Origin of the sequence: Prosthecomicrobium sp. N25 (assembly GCF_037203705.1) — a bacterium.
In the GTDB taxonomy this organism is placed as follows: domain Bacteria; phylum Pseudomonadota; class Alphaproteobacteria; order Rhizobiales; family Ancalomicrobiaceae; genus Prosthecodimorpha.
In genome coordinates, this window is sequence record NZ_JBBCAT010000004.1 from 395,760 (window position 1) to 412,180 (window position 16,421).

The 16,421-nt window shown below is 69.8% G+C and carries 13 protein-coding genes; 8 read left to right on the forward strand and 5 right to left on the reverse strand.

Going from position 1 to position 16,421, the window contains the following annotated elements; all coding sequences use genetic code 11:
- Positions 1-171 precede the first annotated feature (171 nt).
- The 5 genes from WBG79_RS24055 to speB all read left to right on the forward strand — a co-directional run bounded on the left by WBG79_RS24055 (position 172) and on the right by speB (position 4,141).
- Positions 172-1,065, forward strand: coding sequence for a hypothetical protein (locus WBG79_RS24055; protein WP_337359781.1), 894 nt, complete (start codon positions 172-174; stop codon positions 1,063-1,065).
- Positions 1,066-1,306: 241 nt separating this feature from the next.
- Entirely contained in the window at positions 1,307-1,768 is a 462-nt protein-coding gene (gene rplM / locus WBG79_RS24060; protein WP_337359782.1) for a 50S ribosomal protein L13, read from the forward strand.
- Positions 1,769-1,770: 2 nt separating this feature from the next.
- Positions 1,771-2,256 carry a 30S ribosomal protein S9 gene (gene rpsI / locus WBG79_RS24065; protein ID WP_337359783.1) on the forward strand — a complete coding sequence of 162 codons (486 nt, stop codon included), beginning with the start codon at positions 1,771-1,773 and terminating at the stop codon, positions 2,254-2,256.
- Positions 2,257-2,642: 386 nt separating this feature from the next.
- Positions 2,643-3,164 (forward strand): hypothetical protein, encoded by a 522-nt coding sequence (locus tag WBG79_RS24070; RefSeq protein WP_337359784.1) that lies wholly within the window; start codon positions 2,643-2,645, stop codon positions 3,162-3,164.
- Complete coding sequence (gene speB, locus WBG79_RS24075) at positions 3,164-4,141, forward strand: agmatinase (RefSeq protein WP_337359785.1); 978 nt, start codon at positions 3,164-3,166, stop codon at positions 4,139-4,141. Before WBG79_RS24070 ends, speB begins: the two co-directional genes overlap by 1 nt.
- A gap of 21 nt (positions 4,142-4,162) precedes the next feature.
- On the opposite strand, the gene rnd is transcribed toward speB, so the two are convergent.
- Positions 4,163-5,347, reverse strand: a complete 1,185-nt coding sequence (gene rnd, locus WBG79_RS24080; RefSeq protein WP_337359860.1) for a ribonuclease D — start codon at positions 5,345-5,347, stop codon at positions 4,163-4,165.
- Positions 5,348-5,519: 172 nt separating this feature from the next.
- Between rnd and aspS the strand changes: the two genes are divergently transcribed.
- Both aspS and WBG79_RS24090 read left to right on the forward strand, forming a co-directional pair.
- Positions 5,520-7,349, forward strand: a complete 1,830-nt coding sequence (aspS, locus tag WBG79_RS24085) for an aspartate--tRNA ligase (protein ID WP_337359786.1) — start codon at positions 5,520-5,522, stop codon at positions 7,347-7,349.
- Positions 7,350-7,367: 18 nt separating this feature from the next.
- A complete protein-coding gene (locus WBG79_RS24090) occupies positions 7,368-7,847 on the forward strand; it encodes a DM13 domain-containing protein (RefSeq protein WP_337359787.1) in 480 nt (159 codons plus the stop codon).
- Between the two features lie 63 nt (positions 7,848-7,910).
- Here the strand turns inward: WBG79_RS24090 and WBG79_RS24095 are convergent, their stop codons facing one another.
- The 4 genes from WBG79_RS24095 to WBG79_RS24110 form a co-directional block, all read right to left on the reverse strand.
- Positions 7,911-8,966: an acyltransferase family protein gene (locus WBG79_RS24095; RefSeq protein WP_337359788.1), complete on the reverse strand. Its 1,056-nt coding sequence runs from the start codon at positions 8,964-8,966 to the stop codon at positions 7,911-7,913.
- Between the two features lie 418 nt (positions 8,967-9,384).
- Positions 9,385-10,686 carry a D-Ala-D-Ala carboxypeptidase family metallohydrolase gene (locus tag WBG79_RS24100; RefSeq protein WP_337359789.1) on the reverse strand — a complete coding sequence of 434 codons (1,302 nt, stop codon included), beginning with the start codon at positions 10,684-10,686 and terminating at the stop codon, positions 9,385-9,387.
- Positions 10,687-11,110: 424 nt separating this feature from the next.
- On the reverse strand, positions 11,111-12,274 hold the full coding sequence (locus tag WBG79_RS24105; RefSeq protein ID WP_337359790.1) for a hypothetical protein: 1,164 nt from the start codon (positions 12,272-12,274) through the stop codon (positions 11,111-11,113).
- 133 nt (positions 12,275-12,407) lie between these two features.
- Positions 12,408-14,408, reverse strand: a complete 2,001-nt coding sequence (locus WBG79_RS24110) for a hypothetical protein (RefSeq protein WP_337359791.1) — start codon at positions 14,406-14,408, stop codon at positions 12,408-12,410.
- A 348-nt stretch (positions 14,409-14,756) separates the two neighbouring features.
- Between WBG79_RS24110 and WBG79_RS24115 the strand changes: the two genes are divergently transcribed.
- Complete coding sequence (locus tag WBG79_RS24115) at positions 14,757-16,268, forward strand: N-acetylmuramoyl-L-alanine amidase (RefSeq protein ID WP_337359792.1); 1,512 nt, start codon at positions 14,757-14,759, stop codon at positions 16,266-16,268.
- Positions 16,269-16,421 lie beyond the last annotated feature (153 nt).

A 16,421-nucleotide genomic window follows, 5' to 3' on the forward strand; every position in this document is an offset into this window, starting at 1 on the left:
CGCCGGCGGGCACGGCCATGATCTTTCTCACGATCGTCTCAGCTCGCGATGCCCTTCGTGGCGGTGCCGCAACAGGGTCGTGGGATTTCACCTCGCCGGTCTCGCTTTCATCTTGAACGTCGGGCAGGGACCCGTAGCGTCAGGTGCTGCCTGCACTTCGGAGATCCCGGCATGATCGGCTCGCGACTACTCCCCGGCGTCCTTCTGGCCGCCGGCCTCCTCGTCGGCCCCGCCGCCACCGCCGGCCAGCCTGCGGCGCCATCGGCCGCACTCGTCCCGGAGGACGACGGTTTCGAGATCGAGAACGCCTTCGGGTTCGGGCAGGGGGCGGGCATCGCCCAGAAGGGCGAATGGGAGGTCGGGACGACGCTGTCGGGCCGCTTCGGCAAGAGACGGGGCAGCTATCGGGCGCTCGGCACGGAGACCGAGGCGGAATACGGCATCACGGACCGCATCCAGGCCGGCTTCGCGGCCTTCACGTCGAGCCACCGCATCCGTGGTGTGCCGGGCCTCGACAACCGCTCGGCCTTCGGCTTCGACGGGTTCGCGGTCGGCGGCAAGGCGGTGATCCTGGAGCGCGACGTCGACGGGCCGATCGGCTTCTCGGTGGCGACCGAACTGGAATGGCATCGCTACGACGAGACCGAGGGCGCGCGCGGCCGCACCTTCGGCAACGAGACGGCGGCGATCCTCGAGGCCTCGCTGGTGCCGAACCTGCTCTACGTCGCAGCCAATGCCGGCTTCGAGATCGAGCGCGGGCGCGCCCGGGGCGAGAAGGCGGAGACCGAATCGAGCCTCTTCACCAGCGCGGCGCTCGCCTGGCGGTTCCAGCCGCGCATGACGCTGGGCGCCGAGGCGCGGCTGGAGCACGCCTTCGAGGGCGTCCTCGGGCGGCACGAGGGCAGCGCGCTCTTCCTCGGCCCGACCTTCTACGCGAAGGTCTCCAACAAGGTGACGATCTCGGCGGCCTTCGGCACGCAGGTCTGGGGCAGCGGCCCGGGACGGCTCAACCTCGACGCCTTCGAACGGCATCGGGCGATGGTGCGGGTCGGGGTCGAATTCTGAGGCGCGGCACGATCCTCTGCGGATCCCCGGCCCTTGCGCCGGAGCCGGACGACTGTGGTGATAGGATACCGCTATGTGGTATCTGGTTGCCACCATACTCTAAGCCATTGTGTGATCGAAGATTTCGTCCCGGCTCGCCTGCGAGATCGCGCTTGACTTCCGCCGTCCCTGGCCTTATCACCCCGACCGAACGCGGCGGCCGGGAGGTCGCCGCACGATTTTCCGGATCAGGACAAACAATATGAGCACCTATACGGCGAAGCCGGCCGAGGTGGAGAAGAAGTGGATCCTGATCGACGCCCAGGGCCTGGTCGTCGGTCGCGTCGCTTCTCTCATCGCCATGCGGCTGCGCGGCAAGCACAAGCCGACCTACACGCCCCACGTCGATTGCGGCGACAACGTCATCGTGATCAACGCCGACAAGGTGGTGTTCACGGGCAACAAGCTGGCCGACAAGGTCTACTACTGGCACACCGGGCATCCCGGCGGCGTCAAGGAGCGGACGGCGCGCAAGCTGCTCGAGGGCAACTTCCCGGAGCGCGTGCTCGAGAAGGCCGTCCTGCGCATGCTGCCGCGCGGGCCGCTCGCCCGCAAGCAGATGACCCACCTGAAGATCTACGCCGGCACCACGCATCCGCACGAGGCCCAGCAGCCCGTCGCGCTCGACGTGAAGAGCCTCAACCGCAAGAATGCGAGGGCCTGACCATGGCCGAAGTCCAGTCTCTCTCCGAACTCGGCCAGGCCATGGGCGCGCGTCCGGCGGCCCAGCCGGACGCTCCCGTCCACGTCCGCAAGGTCGACGCCCAGGGCCGCTCCTACGCGACCGGCAAGCGCAAGGACGCGGTCGCCCGCGTGTGGCTGAGCCGCGGCACCGGCAAGATCACCGTCAACGACAAGGACTTCACCGCCTATTTCGCGCGGCCGGTCCTGCAGATGCTGATCATGCAGCCGATCCTGGCGGCCAACCGCGACGGCCAGTTCGACATCGTCGCCACCGTCGAGGGCGGCGGCCTGTCGGGCCAGGCGGGCGCGCTGCGCCACGGCCTCTCCAAGGCGCTCACCTACTTCGAGCCGGAGCTGCGCGGCGTTCTGAAGCCCTACGGCTTCCTGACCCGCGACAGCCGCACGGTGGAGCGCAAGAAGTACGGCCGCCGCAAGGCCCGCCGCAGCTTCCAGTTCTCGAAGCGCTGACCGGCGCAGACCGGCGCGAAGGTTGCTGAGGGGCGGGCCGCGAGGCTCGCCCTTTTTGCGTATCTCCCTGTCGGTCTTGAGATGAGAGCGTGCTGCCCCAACTCTCGATGCGATGCTTTGAAATACGAGTTTGTAGCGCATGACCGAAGCGGAGGCATATGTTAAGTTGAGTTCCGTAACGTCGGTTTCCTCGATTCTGCGCCGAGGCTCAATCATGAGGATGAAACGAAAGGAAACTGGAAACACCGGTACTCCGATTGTGGCGGGGTTGGCTCAGAGCGGTACCGCAGTACTGAAGACGTACACGCTCCCAGGGGGAAAGAAGATACGTCTGCTACGCCGCGACGCACTGCGGAAGGCGGCAGCTGCTCTTGCGAAAAGCAGCCATGGCTGAAGTAGAGACAGGCGAGGTACGGATCGTCGGTGCTAGCCGAAGTCTGCGACGGCTGGCAGAGGACAGGAACGACCTCGTCGGGATGATCGCCTACTCGCTTTTCAAGTTCGAACAATCCGAATGGGCCGAGAGCGCCAAGCCTAAACGTGACGAGGTCGACCGCCATCATGTGACGCTTCAGGAGGCTAGAATCGAAAGCCTGCGGTCGAACGCCGCCCTGAAGCTGAGCGAATGGGTGGAGGATCTTGAGGCGGCGTGGCGGGCCGACATGTATGACCAGATCCGTGCCGAGGTGATTGCGGAGATCGTTAAGGAGATCAATCTCGGAGTTCGGCGCGAGATCGAGCCGCTCGGAGCCAGAATTGATGCGCTCGGTCTCGATGTCTCACGAAGCAACGATTTCTGGCGCGCTGTCTGGACAAACATGGTGGCCTGGCTTCTCAGTCTCATGGTGTCCGCACTCATCATTGTGTTGTATCTGTTGCCGGGTCTGAAAATCGTACCGGCGAACTGATGGTCACCACCCCGAAAGACCCCCTGCGTCCCCGTCCCACCGACAATGCCGTGTTCGGCCCCTCGCTGCTCGGCGGGGCGGCGGAGCCGACCTACGGGGGGGTGCTGTCGTTCATGCGGCGGCGGCTCACGCGGGATCTCGCGGGGGTCGACGCTGTCGTGTGGGGCATCCCGTTCGACAGCGCGGTGTCGAACCGATCGGGCGCGCGCTTCGGGCCGCAGGCGATCCGGCGGGCCTCGGCGATCTTCGACGGCGACCCGCAGTATCCCTTCGAGGCGGATCCCTTCGCCGAGATGGCGGTCGTCGACTACGGCGACGCGGTCTGGGACTACGGGCGACCCTGGGAGGCGCATGGGCTCATCGAGGCGCAGGCGCGCGAGATCCTGGCGGCGGGCTGCCACCTGTTCTCGCTCGGCGGCGACCATTCGGTCACCTGGCCGCTCCTCAAGGCGCATGCGGAGGTCTACGGGCCGCTCGGGCTCGTGATGTTCGACGCGCATCAGGACACCTGGCCGGACGACGGCGAGCGGATCGACCACGGCTCCTTCGTGCTGCGCGCCGTGCGGGCTGGGGTGATCGACCCGGAGCGGTCGATCCAGGTCGGCATCCGCACCCATGCGCCGGAGACCTGCGGGATCGAGATCCTGCATGGCTACGAGCTCGACGACATCGGCATTTTCGGGGTGATCCGGCGCATCGAGAACCGGGTCGGGGAGGGGCCGGCCTACATGACCTTCGACATCGACTGCCTGGACCCGGCCTTCGCGCCGGGAACAGGCACGCCGGTCTCGGGCGGACTCTCCTCCCGGGAGGCGCTCTCGATCCTGCGCGCGCTCGGCGACGTCGGCTTCGTCGGCGGCGACGTGGTCGAGGTCGCGCCGGCCTACGACCATGCGGACATCACCGCGATCGCGGCCTCGACGGTGGCGCAGACCTACCTCGGCGTGCTGGCGGAGCGCCGGCGGGGCGGGGACTGAGGCCGGCCCTCGCGGTCGGGATCAGCCGGCGGCGCGGCGGTTCTTGCGGTCGGCGCGCTGGGAGGCGACCTCGATGGCGATGACCTTGCGACCGTCGAAGGACAGGGCGATCTCGCCGCGCTTCAGCTTCAGCGCGGTCTCGCCGAAGAGCTCCCGCCGCCAGCCCTTCAGGACCGGGATGTCGGCGTTGTCGTCGGCCGCGATGGCCTCCAGGTCGTCGACGGTGGCGATCACCTTGGCGGCGACGCCGTGGTTCTCGGAGGTCAGCTTCAGAAGCACCTTCATCAGGTCCACGGCGGCCCCGGCGCCGTCCGGCATCGGCTTGCCGCGCGGGATCGCCGGAAGCCGCTCGCGCGGCGTGGCGAGCGCGCGCCGCACGGCGGCGACGATCTCCTCGCCCTGGCGCGAGCGCTCGAAGCCCTTCGACAGGCTGCGCAGGGTGGACAGGCGGGACGGGTCGGTCGGCTGTTCGGCGACGATCTCGTAGATGGCCTCGTCCTTCAGGACGCGCGAGCGCGGCACGTCGCGGGCGCGGGCCTCGCGCTCGCGCCAGGCGGCGAGTTCCTTCAGGATGGCGAGCTCGAGCGGCTTCTTGACCCGCATCTTCAGCCGCTCCCAGGCGTCCTCCGGGTCGAGGTCGTAGGTCTGGCGGGCGGTCAGGACGTTCATCTCCTCGGCCACCCACTCCTCGCGCCCCTGCTCGCTCAGAGAGGCGTTGAGATAGTGGTAGACGTCGCGCAAGTGCGTGACGTCCGAGAGCGCGTAGGCGAGCTGCTTGTCGGTCAGCGGCCGGCGGCTCCAGTCGGTGAAGCGCGACGACTTGTCGATGTGATGGCCGGTGATGCGGTTGACGAGCTGGTCGTAGGAGATCGAGTCGCCGAAGCCGCAGACCATGGCGGCGATCTGCGTGTCGAAGACCGGGTGCGGGATGAAGCCGCCCAGGTTCCAGACGATCTCGATGTCCTGGCGGCCGGCATGGAAGACCTTCACCACGCGCTCGTCGCGCAGGAGGTCCAGCAGCGGCGTCAGGTCGAGCCCGGGGGCGAGCGCGTCGATGACGACGGCGGTGTCGGGCCCGGCGAGCTGCACCACGCAGAGCTTCGGCCAGTAGGTCGTCTCGCGCAGGAATTCCGTGTCGATGGCGACATAGGGGTGCCGCGCGAGGCGGCTGCAGGCTTCCGCGAGGGCCGCGGTCTCGGAGATCATGCTCATGGCCGCTCTATAGCGCGAGATCTTCGGCTTGTCCCCTCGCACAAACAGATATCGGGCAGAAGCCGCGCGAAACGCTCGGTCCAACTCCTCGCTTCTCTTCACGCGCGAAGGCGGATAGAAGTGCGTCCCGTTCAGCACCCCCTCTCGCATGTGGAAGCAGGATCCGATGCATCGCTATCGCAGCCATACTTGTGGGCAGCTCCGCCGGTCCGACGTGGGGCAAACCGTCAGGCTCTCGGGCTGGGTGCACCGGGTGCGCGACCATGGCGGCGTGCTCTTCATCGACCTGCGCGACCACTACGGCATCACCCAGGTGGTGGCCGATCCGGACAGCCCGGCCTTCAAGACCGCCGAGGCTGTGCGCGCCGAATGGGTGATCCGGCTGGACGGCAGGGTCAAGGCGCGCACGCCGGAGACCGTGAACCCGAACATCCCGACCGGCGAGGTCGAGGTCTACGCCCGCGAGATCGAGGTTCTCGGCCAGGCCCGGGAGCTGCCCCTGCCGGTCTTCGGCGAGCCCGACTATCCGGAGGACATCCGCCTCAAGTACCGGTTCCTCGACCTCCGGCGCGAGACGCTGCACGCCAACATCATGCGGCGGACGAAGATCATCGCCGACATGCGCCGGCGCATGAACGACGCCGGCTTCAACGAGTTCACCACCCCGATCCTGACCGCCTCCTCGCCGGAGGGCGCGCGTGACTTCCTCGTCCCGAGCCGCATCCACCCGGGCAAGTTCTTCGCCCTGCCGCAGGCGCCGCAGCAATACAAGCAGCTCCTCATGGTGGCGGGCTTCGACCGCTACTTCCAGATCGCCCCCTGCTTCCGCGACGAGGACCCGCGCGCCGACCGGCTGCCCGGCGAGTTCTACCAGCTCGACCTGGAGATGAGCTTCGTCACCCAGGAGGACGTCTGGGACACGATGGAGCCGGTGATCCGCGGGGTGTTCGAGAGCTTCGCGGACGGCAAGCCGGTGACGCAGACGTTCCCGCGCATCCCCTACGACACGGCGATCCGCAAGTACGGCTCGGACAAGCCGGACCTCCGGAACCCGATCGAGATGCAGGCCGTGACCGAGCATTTCGCCGGCTCCGGCTTCAAGGTCTTCGCGCGCATGATCGCGGACGATCCGAAGGTCGAGGTCTGGGCGATCCCCGCCAAGGGCGGCGGCAGCCGCGCCTTCTGCGACCGCATGAACGGCTGGGCGCAGAGCCAGGGCCAGCCGGGGCTCGGCTACATCTTCTGGCGCGAAGAGTCGGCCGACGATGCCGTACCGGTCTCGACAGGCCTCGAGGACAAGGGGGGCGTGGTCGGCGCCGGCCCGCTCGCCAAGAACATCGGGCCGGAGCGGACGGAGGCGATCCGCGAGCAGCTCGGCCTCGGGAAAGGGGACGCCTGCTTCTTCGTCGCGGGCGATCCAGCGAAGTTCTACAAGTTCGCCGGCGAGGCGCGCACGCGGGTCGGCACGGAGCTGAACCTCGTCGACCAGGACCGGTTCGAGCTCTGCTGGATCGTCGACTTCCCCTTCTATGAATGGGACGAGGACGAGAAGAAGGTCGAGTTCTCGCACAACCCCTTCTCGATGCCGCAGGGCGGCATGGAGGCGCTGACCTCGCAGGACCCGCTGACCATCAAGGCGTTCCAGTACGACCTGGTCTGCAACGGCTACGAGATCGCCTCCGGGTCGATCCGCAACCAGTCGCCGGAGACCATGGTCAAGGCCTTCGAGATCGTCGGCTTGAGCCGGGCGGACGTGGAGGAGCGTTTCGGCGGCATGTACCGGGCGTTCCAGTACGGCGCGCCGCCGCACGGCGGCATGGCGGCGGGCATCGACCGGATCGTGATGCTCCTCTGCGGCGTGCAGAACCTGCGCGAGATCACGCTCTTCCCGATGAACCAGCGCGCCGAGGACCTGCTCATGGGCGCCCCCTCGGACGCCTCGTCCAAGCAGCTCCGGGAGTTGCACATCCGCCTGAACCTGCCCGAGAAGGGCTGAGGCGGGGAGGGCAGCGGGATGCTGCGGCTCGCCCTCGTCGCCGTGGCGGCGGCCATCGCGGGCGCGGCCGGCGGCGCCGCCGGGTGGTATACGTTCGGGCCGCTGCTGCAGACCCGTGCGGTCGACGAGCCGCTGCCGCCGGAGTTCTCCGGGCGCGTGGAGGCCCGCGGGACGTTCCGGGACGGCGACGCCCGCCACCGGGGGCGCGGGTCGGTGCGGCTCCTCGTCACCGAACGCGGCACGCAGGTGCTCCGCTTCGAGGGATTCGCGGTCACCAACGGGCCGGACCTGAAGGTCTGGCTCGTGGACGCTCCGGCGATCCGGGCGGGCGGCGACGTCAAGGCCGCCGCCGCCCTGTCCCTCGGTCCGCTCAAGGGCAACATCGGCAACCAGACCTACATCCTGCCGGCCGGCATCGACACGCGCCGATATGGCGGCGTCGTGGTCTGGTGCGAGGCTTTCGGGGTCCTGTTCAGCGCCGCCGACCTGGAGCGCTGACGCGCGACTCCGCGCGATCGGGACAGCCCGCGACGCACGGCCCTTCGACCGCGACGAACGGGGTCACGGGGATGCGTTCGCGTCCGCTCGGGAGGATCTCGACCGGATGGCGTGGCTCACCGGCCGCTCCAGGTAGCGCCAGGAGAGGAGGGCCAGCACCGTCGTCGCAGTGGACAGGATGGCGAAGGTCGGCAATCCGGCTTCCAGCGACCACCAGCCCGTCCTGTCGCCGACCTTGGAAGCGACCCACCACAAGGGCAAGTGAAACAAGTACATGCCGAGGCTGATCCGGCCGAGAAGGACGACGGGTCCGATCAGGCGCTCGACGGCAGGGGAGCATGTCTTCACGGTGAAGGCCCAGTAGGCGAGCGCCGCCACGGGAAACAGCCGGTAGCAGTCCCAGAGCAGCGGGTAGGCGGCGGCGGCTGCGTCAGGACGAAGCGCGCTCAGGGCCGCGAAACCGGCCGGCAGAGCCATCGCGCATCCGAGCATCGCCCGAAGACCTCGATCCCCGCGCCGTGGATACCCCAGGGCGAGAAGGACGCCGAGGCCCAGGGCATCGAACATCGCCGGCGGCCAGGTGGCGGAGCCGGGCGTCGCGTAGAGTCCCGCGGCAAACAGCGCGACCCGAAACGCCCAACCGACGACGATCAACGCGACGGCGATGCGCGCCAGGTCCTGGCGGCGGACCCCGAGGACGACAAAGGGCCAGACCAGATACAATTGTTCCTGGAGGCTCAGCGTCCAAAGGTGACAGAGCTGCCATGGAACCTCCCAGGTCCCCATTGCCGCAATGGCTATGTTGGTCGCGAACAAGAGATGCCACTCGAGATTGAAGTCCTCCGAGCCAGCCAACGAGACGATGAGAAAGAACAGAAGCATCGTGTAGTACACGGGAAAGACCCGGCTGATCCGGCGAATGTAGAAGCGTCTCGCGATGCGGAATGGCTCGTCCGTTGTTCTTGACTTCTCACCCGCAATCGAGCGCGTGACGAAGTAGGCGCTGAGACAGATGAAATAAGAAACGGCAAGATCGCCTACTCGAAGCCCCAGCATGTAGTCTGTGTAGTGGTCGAACAAAACGGCCGTAATCGCGATTCCCCGGAGCGCATCAACCATCAGGTATCGGGAGCCGTCGGAACCCGGTCCGGTGTTCCCAGGCATTATCGAGTGCCCATGCAACAAGATCCTGGTCTCTTGGAATGAGGGGAAGGCGGACCGATGGATCATGGACCGTCTTCAAGTGAAATCCTAGCTGCCGCCGCCGAGGCCACGGCGGGCGATGTCGAGGGAGCGCTCACGCGGTGGGGGGAATCGCTCCGGAGCGGCCGCCCCGGGCCTCGCTCGGCGGCGGACCCGGCCGGGGGATCGGCGTCGCCTCGCCCGGCGGACGCTGGAGGGGGGCTGCCGTGCCGCGAGCCGGGACGCCGTCATCCCCGCCCGGCATGGCGCGGGTGACCGGCGGGCTCGACGGAGGCTCGCGTGTGAGGGGGAAGGGCGCCGGGGGAGGGGGATGGACCGGCCTTTCCGCGACGGATCACTCCTCGGAGGTGTCGGTCCGGCGGCCCCAGCCGGCGGAGCCGTCGCGCATGGCGAAGTAGCTGCCGCAACCGTATTTCCAGTCGCGCGGCGTGCCGACGTCGACATGGACCATGGACTGGTGGCAGTACTGGCCGACGCCGCCGACGCCCGAGACGGTCCGGGCATAGACGGTCAGCGCCTGCGCGCTGACGCCGGGAACGATGATGTCGGCGGCCGCGCAGCGGCGGTGCAGTGAGCCGGGGCGGCCGCGGTCGCGGTAGCCGGAGGTGATCACGACCTTCTTGCCGTAATGGCTCTCGATCTTGCGCAGCACTTCGATCAGGTCCGGCCGCAGGCAGGCGGTCTCGACGGACTCGGTCTGCAGCACGTAGGGCACGCCGAACGGCGTCTTCGTGACGATGGGCGCACCGGGGGCACCCGGCCCCTCGGTATCGGGCTGCGGGTTGAAGATGGCGGCCAGCAGGTTGCGCTCGCGCGGCGCCGGCTGGGCGGCCGGCGGCGGGACGGCGGCGGCGACGCTCGGCGGCTCCAGCGGCTTGGCGCCGGGCAGGGGGAGGTCGGCCGACTTCGAAAGGCCCGGGGGCGTGATCTCGCCGGGCTTCGCCGCGGGCGCGGCGGCGAGGTCGCCGGGCTTGGCGGAGGGAGCGGGAAGGCCGGGCGCCAGGCCGGGCTTGGCGGGCGGCATGGGCATGCGGCCGACGTCGAGGGCCGCCACGGCGCCGAGCTTCGGCTTCGGGCGCGGCAGCGGCAGGAGTTCGACGACGTCGTCGTCCTCCTCGGCCACCGGCGGCGGCTCGACGGCGCGCTGCGGCGCGATGGCCGGCTGGGCCGGGACGATCAACTTGTCGAAGGGGCTGGCGCGGTCCGCGTCGAGCGCCGCATAGGCGAGCGCCGGCATGGCCACGGTGACGCCGCCGTCCGGCATGGTGGTGGTGATGGTCATGCCGCCTTCCGCGGCCGGCCGGCGCGGCTCGGCCGGGCGGCCCGCGGCGGCGGCGAACTTCGGCGTCGGCAGGGGCAGGCGGTCGACCTTGGCGGCGGGCGGCTTCGGCCGGGCCGGCGTCGGGATGACCGCGGCGCGGGCGGACTTCGGCGCTTCGGCGGCCTGCTCGACGGGACCGGACACCGAGGCCGTCTTCACGCTCTCGTCGGGCGGCACCTCCGCCGAGGCGGCGGGCGGCGCCGGGGGCGAGGCGGGCGCGTCCTCCGCCCAGAGATCCCAGACGGCCGCCGCGCCGAGGGCGATCCCGACGCCCAGGGCAGCCAAGCCGTAACCGGGACCGCCGATCGATCGCATGCGCCTCCACCCTGTCCCGGCCGCTCCGGCCGTCGTCCCGGACCGTTCCGTGCGTCTCTCCGGAGCCGCGGGGCCCACAAGAGAGCGGTGGGACCGCCGGCCGCTTTCGGCAGTCCGCCTCGGTAAGGTTTCAGTCACCATACCCCGAGGCCCGAGCGGTCGCACTGTACCGTTTCGCGCCAGGGAGACAAGTCAGAACGGGTCGGGAACGAATCGTATTCAACTGTTCGTAGAATCTCACCTGTGTCCCGCCGACGTCAACGGGCTCTAGTCATCCGCACTTCATTCGGGTGCCCGAAACATCTGCGGATCAGCCGTGGGCAGTACGGAAACAACGCTTTGCGCAAAGGTTCGCCAAAGAAAAAGCCCGCCGGGACGACCGGCGGGCCAGATAGGACGGGCGGCCGCCGGTGGCGGCCGGGCCTCACTTGTTCGCCTGGATGTCCACGGCGAGCACGTTCGGGATGGTCTGCGGGGCGACGAGCGCGGTGCCGACGATCTGGGCGACCGGAACCGGCTGGGCCGGCTTGGCGGTCACGGTCAGGGACTTCGGCGTCTTCAGGAAGGCCGAGACGGCGTCCGAGACCTTCTTCTCGAAGTCCTTGTTGCCGATCGCCGAGATCATCAGGGGCACGGCGGCGGCGATGCCGGTGACGTACTGCTCGCGCTTGGTGCCCTGGGCCTTGGCCTGCTGGTCCAGCACGCGGTCGACGATCGAGGCGTTGTCGAAGCGGATGGTGAGGCCCTCCACCGAGAAGCCCTGCAGGATCTCCATCTGCTTGGTGCTGTCGTCGGCGGCGGCCTGCAGGGCCTTGACGGCCTCGGCCGAGACGCCCCCGAAGGCGAGCGCGATCTTGAGCGCGCCGATGTCCTTGCCGTTGATCGTGAGGTTGTCGACCGACAGGCGCTGGGCCTGCTCGTCCCAGGCGCCCGAGGCCGTCACGTCGACGGCGATCTCCTTGTAGCCGAGGGCGGCGATGTCGCGAGCCTCCGGCTTCGCGGCGTCGATCGGGATGACGAGACCCTTCACCTCGGTCGACATCTTGCGCGGGATGCCGTCGACATGACCGCTCGTATCGACCACGACGGAATAGATCGGGACCTTGGCCTCGCCCTCGTTCTCGATCTCGATGCCGGTCAGTTCCATGCGGCCGAAGCGGTCGCCGAAGCCCTTGGTGGCGGCGACCTTGGCGGGGCCCTGGCCGACGTAGTTGGTGATCTTCCAGCTGTCGACCGAGATGGTCGTCTGGTCGTCCTCGATGGCGAGGTCGGCGATGTCGATCTGGCCGACCGTGTAGCCGCCGCCGGCGGCCGGGGCGGCGTTGGTGTAGGTGGCCGAGGCGGCGGTCATCTCCGAGGAGCGGCCCTCCATCTCGATCTCGGCCTTGATGTCCTTGAGGGTGAACTTCGCGTCGTCTCCGGTCACGGAGCCATACGTGACGGTCTTGGCCCCGGCGGCCTTGAGGGCCTCCACCACGGCGCTCACGACCGTGTCGCGGGCGGACTGGGCGTGGGCGGCGGGCGTGAGCAGGAGGGTCGCGCCGAGCGCGGTGGCGGCGAGGCCGCCGCGAAGGAAGTTCATGGTCATTCTGTCGAGATCCTCGGAGGGGCCGGCCAGGGCCGGACCGGGGGACATTGGCGAGGGACCCGCGCCCGCGCAAGCGGGAACGGGGCCCTCGCGATCACGTTGCCGACAGGCCGCGGAGCAGAAGGCGGCGCCGTCACTGGTTGGCGGTGACGTCGAGCTGCAGGATATTCGGGAGCTGTTGAGGACCCGTCACCGCGGAGCCGACGATCTGCGTGACCGGGAGCGGGCGGGGCAGGCGGGTCACGATCGTGAGGGAGCGCGGAGCGCGCAGGAAGGCCGTGATCGCGTCGATCGCCTTCTGGCGCAGGCCAGGGTCGCGGATGTCCTTCAGGAGCGCGGGCACGGCGGCGATCGCCTGCTGGCGCAGGGTCTCGGGCGGCTGCTTGGCCTCCCGGGCGGCGAACTTCAGGAGGCGCTCGGCGAGGGACGCGTCGCGGTAGGCGAGGCCGAGGCCCTTCACGGTCATGCCGACCGCATATTGCTGGGCGTTCTCCGGGTTTTCGAAGAGCGCGCGGGGGACGTTGCCGAGCGCCGCGTCGAAGGCGAGCGTGCCGCCGTCGGCGAGGCTGGCGGACACGGTCTCCACCTTCAACTCGCCGGCTCCCTCGTCCCAGCGGACGACCACGTCGGAGGAGAGGTCGAGGGTCTTGTAGCCCAGGGCGTCGAACAGTTCGCGCGCCTTGGGGTCTTCCGCGAGCGCGGTCGGGATCACCACGTTGGCGAGCTTCATGCGCAGGCTGGTCGGGATCGCCTTGACGTAGTTGCCGAGGTCCAGGGAGAAGCCGCCGAGGCCGAGCGAGCCCTTGCCGGCGGCCTCGATCAGGACCCCGTCGAGCTTCACGAAGCCGAGGGTGGGGATGACGGAGGTCGGGTCGAAGTCGACGCCGGACTTGCCGGCCTCGATGGCGCGCTCGAAGTTGCGGTAGTCGGGGAAGCGGAGGCCGCCGAAGGCGAAGCGGGCGAAGCGGACGGCGTTGCCCTGCGCGGCCGCGTCGAGACCGTCGAAGGAGACTTCGCCGAGGCCGTCGGCGGACAGGTCGCGGACCGTGAAGCGGCCGAGCTGGAAGCGGTCGAGGTCGGGCCCGGCCAGCGACCAGCCGTCGAGCGTATAGTGCTCGATCGCCATCGCGCGGAGGATGCCGAAGCCGAAGCGGGCGGCGAGCTTCTCGTCGGCCTCCAGCGCCTTCGGGTCGCGGATGATCCGGTCGAAGATCTCGCCGATGGGCTCGTCCAGCTGGCGCATGCGCACCGCGCCCATGCTGGCGCGGGCGAGGGTGAACCGGCCGGGGCCGGCGGCGATCGAGATGTTCTCGACGGTGGCCGACTTCTGCAGGTCGCGCCAGACGCCGTCGCCGCGGCCGCCCGCGTAGGCATCGCCGTCCATGACGCGCACGTAGGCGCCGAGGTCGTAGCCGACGACCTCGCCCTTGCCGATGCGGATCTCGACGGGCACGGCCTGGCCGTCCTGCGGGCTCGTGCTGTTGATCAGCATGGGGCCGGACTGGATGCGGTCGACCCGCCCGCCCGCCATGCCCGTGAGGGTCAGGCCCTCGTAGGTGAGGTTCACGCTGGCTTCGGGCGCGCGCACGTCGAGGGTGACGCGGCCCACCGTCATCGAGTCGGCGCGGACGGCGGCGAGGCCCTTCAGGATGCGGATCTGGCTCGTGAAGGGGCGGGCCGGGTCGATGACGAAGTCGGCGAAGTTGGGCAGGGCCACGTTGGCGGCCTCGATCCCGGCGACCGCGAAGCGCAGCGTGCCGTCGTCGGCCATGCCCTCGACGCTGGTCACCCGCATGGACTTCGCCTGCAGGCCGCCGTCCGCCGGCCGGGTCAGGCCGATGAAGCCGAGGGAGGGGACGCGGATCGAGCCGCCGGGCTTGCCGGGCGCCGGCTTCGGCACGATGCGGAGATCGCGAACCTCCAGGATGTCGTTGCGGCGGTTGTAGTTGACGACGCCGGTCTCGACGGTGGCGCCGCCCGCCCGCATGGCGTCGAGCCAGGAGCGGACGATGTCCTCGGCCGACTGCGCGGCCGCCGGGCCGGCCGGGCCGAGCAGGGCGAGCGCGAGGGCGGCGGCGGGCGCGAGCCGTCGGGCCAGGCGGCGGAGGGGTACGCGGACGGGAAGAGCGATCATGGGAACTCTCCGGTTCGGACCATCCGCGAGGGGGCGGCACCGTGGGCGCGGGGCGTCGGCGCTCGTTGTGGCTCGGCGGCCACGACCTCCGGTGAAATCCGAAGGTGGCCACGGCTCCCGTCGGCTTTCGCAAGGCCCGCGGATTCTGTCAAGACGAGCCGCTGACGCCGGGGATTCCTGGCGCCCGCGACCGAAGCCGCCCAAGGCGTCCCGGATCCCGGCGGGCCGATCCGCGGTTCGGTTTCGCGTGACCGGGCCGCGGCGGGGTTACCGGGCCTTAACCAGGGCGCGATCATGCGTTATGAGCGATCGGAGCGGACGGGCATTGCCGTTCGGGAAGGGAGTTCCATGCCGCTCAGGAGCCTCGCCGCGCTCGGCCTCCTGGCCGTCGCCTGCGTCTGCGGCGCCGCCGCGGCGGAGGAGGGCGCGCGCGCCGGGAGGGGCAAGGCCGAGGTCCGCCGGCCGCAGGTCGCCGCCAAGGCCGACACCGTACGGCCGCGGGAGGGCGAGGACCGGCGGCAGCGCATCACCATCGAGAAGACTCCTGCCGCGAAGGCTTCGGCCGAGAAGCCGCGCGCCGAGCCGGCCGCGGCGACGCCGGCGTCCGGGGCGACCGCGCCCGCCGCCGCGCGGGCGGCGGCCCCGGAGACCACCGGCTCCGTCGGGCGCGGGGCCGACGCGGGGGCCGGGCTGCGGGCGGTGCCGGGGGCGCCGTCGGAGCCCGTGCATGCGCGGGCGGCTTCCTTCGAGGTCGAGGACGGGCTGACGCGTTTCACGCTCGAGCTGTCCAAGCCGGTCGCCTTCGACGCCTTCGGGCTCACCGACCCCTACCGCCTGGTGATCGACCTGCCGGAGACGCGCTTCGACTTCGCCCCGGATCCGCACAGGGAGGGCAAGGGGCTCGTCACGTCCTGGCGCCACGGGCTGTTCATGACCGGGCGGTCGCGGCTGGTCTTCGACCTCGCGGGCCCGGTGCGGATCGAGACCGCCTCGATCGAGCCGCAGGACGGCGGCGGCGCGCGGGCGGTCTTCGCGTTCCGGGCCGCGGCGCGGGCGGAGTTCGAGGTCAACCACGTGCGCCGCGCCAAGGCGGCCCCGGTGGTCGAGGGCACCGGCATCCTGCCGAAGGGCGACCGGGAGGCGACGCGGCCGGAGCGGGCGAAGCCGATGGTCGTCATCGACCCCGGCCACGGCGGGCTCGACGTGGGCACCCGCAGCCCCGCGTCGGGCACCTTCGAGAAGACGGTCGTGCTCGACATCGCGCGGCTGCTCGAGAAGAAGCTTCTGGAGACGGGGCGCTACGAGGTGCGCATGACGCGGTCCGACGACCGCTTCATCCCGCTCGCCGAGCGGGTCGCCATCGCGCGCGCGCACCACGCGGACCTGTTCCTTTCGATCCACGCGGACGCCGAGTACGACCGCAGCGTCCGGGGCGCGACCGTCTACACGCTCGACGACCGGGCCTCCGACACGGCCGCGGCGGCCCTCGCCGCGAAGGAGAACGCCTCCGACGCCCTCGCCGGCGTGGTGCCGGAGGAGACGATGGACGCGGTGGCCGACATCCTGATCGACCTCACGGTGCGCGAGACGAAGCGTTTCAGCCAGGTGCTCGCCCGCACCCTCATCGACGACCTGCGCGCGGTCGGCCGGCTCGTGAAGGCCAACCCGCACCGGTCCGCCAATTTCCGCGTGCTCAAGGCCCACGACATCCCCTCGGCGCTGGTCGAGCTGGGTTTCCTGTCGAACAGGGACGACGAGCAGCTCATGATGTCGACGGACTGGCGGGAGAAGACGACCGCGGCGCTGATCGGCTCCATCGACCGCTTCTTCCAGGGCCGCGTCGCCAAGGCCTCGGACTGAGCCCGCGGAGCCCCGCGCCGTAGGTTTGCCATAAACTTGAAAAATAAGGGCACCCACCCTAAAGGGTCGCGCCGATCGGGTGTAACGCGTAGATTTCGCGGGCGCACGGAGCCTCGAGTCGAGGGGCGGGCGGCGGCCGCGGAGCGGCGATTT